The 6314-nt window shown below is 37.8% G+C and carries 8 protein-coding genes; 3 read left to right on the top strand and 5 right to left on the bottom strand.

Going from position 1 to position 6314, the window contains the following annotated elements; translation table 11 throughout:
• Window positions 1-287: 287 nt before the first annotated feature.
• Window positions 288-551: a helix-turn-helix transcriptional regulator gene (locus L2748_RS22765; RefSeq protein WP_220783361.1), complete on the bottom strand. Its 264-nt coding sequence runs from the start codon at window positions 549-551 to the stop codon at window positions 288-290.
• 744 nt (window positions 552-1295) lie between these two features.
• Here L2748_RS22765 and L2748_RS22760 point away from each other — a divergent pair.
• Window positions 1296-2225, top strand: a complete 930-nt coding sequence (locus L2748_RS22760; protein WP_220783360.1) for a hypothetical protein — start codon at window positions 1296-1298, stop codon at window positions 2223-2225.
• A gap of 738 nt (window positions 2226-2963) precedes the next feature.
• Window positions 2964-3119, top strand: coding sequence for a Hok/Gef family protein (locus L2748_RS22755; protein ID WP_220783359.1), 156 nt, complete (start codon window positions 2964-2966; stop codon window positions 3117-3119).
• A gap of 366 nt (window positions 3120-3485) precedes the next feature.
• Here the strand turns inward: L2748_RS22755 and L2748_RS22750 are convergent, their stop codons facing one another.
• Window positions 3486-3824: a hypothetical protein gene (locus L2748_RS22750; RefSeq protein WP_220783358.1), complete on the bottom strand. Its 339-nt coding sequence runs from the start codon at window positions 3822-3824 to the stop codon at window positions 3486-3488.
• Window positions 3817-4386: a ParA family protein gene (locus tag L2748_RS22745; RefSeq protein WP_220783357.1), complete on the bottom strand. Its 570-nt coding sequence runs from the start codon at window positions 4384-4386 to the stop codon at window positions 3817-3819. Before L2748_RS22745 ends, L2748_RS22750 begins: the two co-directional genes overlap by 8 nt.
• Window positions 4387-4704: 318 nt before the next feature.
• Here L2748_RS22745 and L2748_RS22740 point away from each other — a divergent pair, with 318 nt between their 5' ends.
• Window positions 4705-4842: a hypothetical protein gene (locus L2748_RS22740; RefSeq protein WP_220783356.1), complete on the top strand. Its 138-nt coding sequence runs from the start codon at window positions 4705-4707 to the stop codon at window positions 4840-4842.
• Between the two features lie 107 nt (window positions 4843-4949).
• Here the strand turns inward: L2748_RS22740 and L2748_RS22735 are convergent, their stop codons facing one another.
• On the bottom strand, window positions 4950-5189 hold the full coding sequence (locus tag L2748_RS22735; protein WP_220783355.1) for a hypothetical protein: 240 nt from the start codon (window positions 5187-5189) through the stop codon (window positions 4950-4952).
• 257 nt (window positions 5190-5446) lie between these two features.
• Window positions 5447-6169, bottom strand: coding sequence for a hypothetical protein (locus tag L2748_RS22730; RefSeq protein WP_220783354.1), 723 nt, complete (start codon window positions 6167-6169; stop codon window positions 5447-5449).
• Window positions 6170-6314: the final 145 nt, after the last annotated feature.

The raw sequence follows: 6314 nt of genomic DNA, 5'->3' as shown, positions 1-6314 counted from the left end.
CAACCATATAAGGTTATGCTTTCTATCACAGGTCTGTTTCCCGCGAATTACTGACCTCCCTCGCAGGGTTCTAGGAGTGACCTAATCAAGCTTATAGCTTGGGTTAGTCGTTCATGGTCCAGAGATGTTAAAGAGCGAGCGTGATTAGCGCTAAGTAATACAAGTTCTTTGAGCAGTTCATTCCTAAGTGGGTTGGTTTTTCGTGTACGGCTCGCAAAACTTGGGGGAATAATAATCTAAAATAATAAGGTATCAAGTTGTCAAAATCCTAACTTGACAATGTGTATTTATTTGTTTTTTAAGTTTATTAATATTTCCATCAAAATATTGTTTAAAAAAACAGTTCGTAGCTCACCTGTTGATGAGCATCCAAAATTATGTCTTAGATTAGATAAATGTTTTTCAATAGAGGTTCTAGAGCAATTTTCTAACTCTTTTAGTTGGGATGGGGTTCGTCCTAACGAAAATTCTATTAATATACTCAGTTGTTTAGGAGTTAAATTAGGAAAAATTTCTTTTATGTTTGCTTCGTTACTCTTTGGGTGTGCCATAAACTTACTTCTTTATAGTTTAAATATAATCATTTATCATGATTTAAGAGCGAACTAATAAAATGCCACTGTAATACAGAATAAATTACTGTATTACAGTTTTGTGGTCAATAACTTATGAAAAAAAAATACAATCCAGCGACATCATCTAAAACTGTGTTGGTAACATTCAGGTGCCCTGTTGTACTTCATGAAAAGATAAAAGAAGTAATAGAAAACGATATTAATCAAAGTGTTACATCTGTAGTGGTAGGGGCTTTAAATTCAAGTTTTTCAAAGAGTTCGGACAAGAAAAGTTAATCGTATGAATTATGTTTTTCTTGCAGTGGTTTCATTGTTGATGTAGAATTGTTTTAGGTTTTGAAGTGAAAGTGCATTACATAGCACGCTACTACATAGTTTTCTATGTAGTGTATTTTTCGAAACTAGAATGTGTCAGGCCACTACCTGATTTAAAAGCATTCGACAAAAAAACCGGCTCCTCATCGTGCCGGTTTTTTTGCGTTTGTCATTTGATAAATGGTTTGCATAGATCGTTGATCTTTGTTGTTAGATCGATTACATTGAATTTCTTGTTTGGATTAGTGACCCAAACATCCCCAAAAATCGATGAGAATTTATTTATGAAAACCCAACAGCGCTATAGCTGCATATTGCAGCATCAATCCCTTTGTAGGTCTAGATACATTCAATATGACATGCCGATCCTTTTGCGATCTAGTATGCCTATTGTGAGTGTGTCTAATGCAACACGCTAACCTAGAGACACTCTTTTCAACCATTGAGTGTGATGAGCATTGCTCTGAACTTCCGCCGTTGTCGTCTTATGATGATGCGAATGCTTTCGACTTTGAAATACCAGACGGACAAGCTTACACTGTCGTTGATGAAACTAAACGCCTAAAAAAAGCACGCAAAGCTAAACGTGACAAAGTTAATGCTGAAATCCAAGAAACGGCCGATCGAGTTCATAAAAGCGGTAAGGCCGTTGGGTTTCAAGCTAAAGTCGCGTCATTCAGTGGATTCAAGAGTGCAAGACTTCCCGATTACGTTAAAACATTATTGAGACAAGCAAAGGTACTGCCTCATAGAGAAGAATTTCTTGAGCATAGTGACGGCTTATACCGTGGAACATTGCAAGATCGCTCTAAGGTCATTCTTAGTTTGATGCTTTCTGCGTTTGTGGTTAATTGTAATATTGCGAATGGCATGATTGTTATAGCTACTCGTAAAGACGGTAAGAACCTCACCCATGATGAGCTGAGAATGGAAGTTGCACTTAGGCATGGTGTCTATATCGCCGAATCAACCTGGTATTTTTATATCAATAAATTAGTCCAATGTGGTTATCTGCAAAGCGATACTGTGGCTATTTATGAAGATGGCCACGCAGCTATGTTTCATGCAGAAGCAAGTTACAAGGTTCTATCTAAAGGGTTGTTAGATATGCTCGGCGCTTCCCGTTTGTCCGTTCGTAACGGAGCTGCAAAGCATGAAGCCGATTTGAAAGCGAAAGGTAAATCCTTTAAGCAAAAGCCGCGTTATCCTAATTCACGTTACCGAATGGACGGTACGCTTCGTAAGAACATGAAAGTGGTTGAGCCATGCCAACGCTTGCTCGAACTGATCACTTCTCACCATGTACGTGAAACTTACCACGTACCACCTAATTAGCTCTAAAGCAATTTATCAAAATGACCTATATCGGCTTACTTGCCGAGTTTTGTCGTGTCTGAGCGCGGTATATTGCTCCTAAACGAGTAGAAATGTGCTGCTTAACTCTCTCTACATTTTGTATTCCTCATGTTTTTTGGTTGGCACACTGTCTATTTAAAGTGATTGATGTTTTTTTTCAGAATAAATTAAAGTACAAATCGAGACTGCAAAGTTAATTGTGATCTTTAGGCTTAAAATCTTTTTCTTTTGAGGGTTACAAGCTTTTAAAGGATGAAAGATAAAAAGATCTTTAAAGACAACAAGCAAAAATGAAATGTCCATTTCCTAGCTAAAGCTAGGGGACATGATTTAAAAGCAGCTCTGAAAGGATATTTTGTCTAACCGACCGTTAGGCTTCATTTGTTTCTGTATAGCGGGTTTGTCTGCGACGCTTGTCGCTACGCGACTGTCTGGCAGAAAGAAAAGGCAAAATCGAAGCAAGCAGTGTTGATTGTGTAACGATTTCAAGAGTGATTATTGAATAGAATGGTGAAACCATTCTTTAAAGAAAAAGCATTAGCGGGAATGATAATACAAGTGGTAAACTTCATGCGGGTGCTCTTGGCTATTTGGCAAGAGCATAGTTTTGTAACGGCCAGATAGACGAAAGCCCCAAAGTTAAAATCCATTAACAATGAGGCCTACGATGTATCTAGCAATACAAATAGTAGCCTCTTTTACTTTAAGGGGCAAGATATGCCGAAAAGAAAAACAACTACTTTGAGTCTAGCTATCGTGTGTTTCACTCTGTTAGCTGCGCTGGCACTCATTAGAGATGATTTGTGTAAAGTGGAGTACCGTAACGGTACGATGTTTCTTAACGTTATTCTTGCCTACGAAGTAAGAGACTAACGAACATAGGGGCGGTTCCGAACCGTCCCTATTTTTGGATTGTGACGTTACTTACCAAGAGCGCCCAATTTTTTAGTAAGTTAAGTGGAAATGGATTGCGAACATTGCTTAACTAATGTGAGTTGTTAAGTTGTAATTGTTTGACCACCCTAGCCTGTATCCAAGTTGGTTTAGTTGCTAGCCATTGGAATAGCTCACCTGCTGGCATTTTGGGTAAGTCAATTAGACGACCTTTTCCGATTGCGATATACTCTTTCTGTAGCATTTCTTATTTCTCTAGGTTTGTAGTGTTACAGGTCGGTGTAGATTTGCACATCTTCACCGACCACATTAAAATTATCTCTGTTTATCTCTGTTTATCTCTGTTTATCTCTGTTTATCTCTGTTTGCGTCATCTATATTTATATTCTCGTTTATATCAATCAGTTCCTTTAACATCGATTTTGTTTTCACTGGTTCCTCTTTCAATAATTTACTAAAAATCATTAATGCCGCAGATATTGATTGACCTTTAACTATGGTTGGATCTATGCCTAAAACAAGCATGTGTGTGTCATTTATAATTTTTTTTTCGTGGTCTGTTACTCTAAAACCTGACATTTTTCTTTTAATCAGATTGGGTTTAGGCCCTGGTTTTTTTGATATGGTATTTTGTTCGTCTCCGAATACGGCGGATTCATTTCTTGCCCATGGGTCATTACTCATTCATAGCCTCTCTAAAAATTATCTCTAGTTCTGTTCTAGCTTCTCTAGAGCCGCTTATATTTGAAAAATTAGGATCGAAAACAGTAGTAGCCTCTGATGCCGCTCTTTGGTAAACAGATCTATTCACCATCCAATGTGCCCCTTTTGATTTCTTATCTATGGCGAACTCCATGGGTTCTTTAAGTCGTCTATCTAATTGAGTAACAACCTCTATGACTTTTTTAGTTTCTGATAATTTTGTAATGAATGAAGACACTGCGGAAAAATCTAAAGCTGTCGGTCTGTAGGGAATAATTACCGTATCACCTGCGGGGGTATCATCTGTTCTAGGTGGGTAATCTACAAAAACGACATCAAATTCTGTTGGTCGTTCATTAGGCCAGCTACTCATGACTTCAAATGGTAAGCGACCGCGTTCAGCTAACCAAGTAGATGAACCTTGAGGATCATCATCAATAAGTAATACCTTTAAACCTTTTGAGGAGGCAAGTCCTGCTAAATTGAGGGCTAGTGTAGTTTTTGATGCCCCCCCTTTTCGACTCCACACGCTAATAAGTTTCATTAAACTATCCATTTATGTGATTGACTTTAATTAGGATAACTAAGATAAACTTGGATAGCAAGGTTTATCTTGGTTTATCTTAGTTTATCTTAGTTTATCCTAGTTTATCCTAGTTTATCTTGGTTATCTTGTTTTATCTCGGTTTGCTTTTTCATTGTCCCCTCGAAGCTATAAGATCAAGTTGATGATTTTTTTTATTATTTGTAAAATTAGGGAGTTGTATTACGGAACTCTATTTTCTTGCACTACAGGTCAGGAGTGGGCTTGACCAACTGCTGGCAATCAAGTTAATTCGGAATCAGAGAAGCTAGAACTAAAATGACAGAAGAAAAATTAAAAGTTGAAAAAATTTCCAAGGCTAAAAGAATAAAAATCAGAGAAAAAGTAAGAGAAGAACTCGCGGGGCAATCAACCACCTGGCAACCAAAGATAGAACCTTATAGACGAGGTTCATAGGTTTATGTGGTGTTTATGCTGTGAACCTAAAATCGTGCAAGCAGAAACAATAAGGTAGCCTATGGTTGCCTTTTTTGCTTCATCATAGATGTGATCATTTAGTAAGGCTATGCCGTAAACGCCGAAATTTCCGCTGCCACAGTTTTATCTTGTTGAAGTATGTTCAACCGCGAAAATTCAGAAAATAACAACTTGACTGCAATATCAGCCTCAACGCCCCAAAATGCAAAAGTGGTGAATTTCACCACTTTTTGTAGGCCATTATTTACCGCTTTTTGAGCGAGATAACACAGGGTTTTAAGCCTTTCGCGCTGAAAATGCCGTGAGTCGCTTTTCGCGATGTACACAATTTGTCGTTATGTTAAATAGGCCAAACTGGGCTTCGGTACGCAGGCATTGCTAGGCTATAACTGATTTTCAGGGGCTTTTCTAAATTAGCCGAATACGGATTCGTTTATGTTCGATGATGTTCACTACAAAAGTGGGAATAGTGTAGTTAAAGGGCGCTTATGAAATTTGATAGCCCTCCCTTTGGCAAATGAGTTAGTTGAACACAAAAAGCCCAAGAGTATTTTAGCAAGTGGGCTTTTTGAAAAACGAATGACTAGGCTTTATAAACCAAGCGATTAACTAAACTCGGATAATCGAAGTCTTGTATGAGCTTTTCATATTTCTGCTCGTTTTCGGAATCATCGTTCAGTCTCCAAACAATGGTTCCTCTGATATAGATCATTGTGATGATATCCCCCCGTTGGCGGTAGGCTGCAATATCCCAAAGGAGTTTGTGACACTTAACAAACAAGGTATCAAACTTTTGTCTGAATAGATAATTGTAGATGTATGACAAATCTTGAATGTCTTGCTCTTTAATACGTTGAAACAGATTACTTTCTACTAGCGCTTGATTCTTATAAATTGTTGCTCGGCAGTAGTTATAACTGCTTTTTTCTGACTCAAGTGCAGTAGTCAGATTCTTGATCTTATCAACGTTACTTCTCTCCTGGTTGAGCGTAAATACAATATTGTTCGCTAAGGTGAAGTGTTTTAGTTTTCTAGCTTTTTTCTCTAGCCTGACTAAAGTTCTGAATCGGTCGTCAGGGTCTTTTTCCTCAGCAATAACCACATCTGACACAATGTATTCAGCTGACTTTTTATGGTATTGGTTTTTGTTAGCTTTTGCTAAAGCAATTGCAGCGGGTTTGTCAACTTGTTCAAGTAAATGTATACGTTCGACGTAAATGTCTTCAAGTGTTCCTTTGTCATTTTCAGGGCAAAGATCCATACAGCGATCAAGATATTTTTTGGCCTCAGAATAGTCAGACCTCATGCGATAGGCTTTGTTGCAGCGCTCAAATAATCAACAGGTGGGCAATCATTATATGATCCGTTATTCTCTTACATAGAGCCTACCACTTTAATTATTAACAAATGCCTCACAAACATAATAAGCGCAAACGCCATCATATTAAGAA

The organism is Shewanella sairae, assembly GCF_023283535.1.
In the GTDB taxonomy this organism is placed as follows: domain Bacteria; phylum Pseudomonadota; class Gammaproteobacteria; order Enterobacterales; family Shewanellaceae; genus Shewanella; species Shewanella sairae.
Note: the sequence above shows the minus strand (reverse complement) of the source record. Positions and strands in the feature narration are given on the sequence as shown.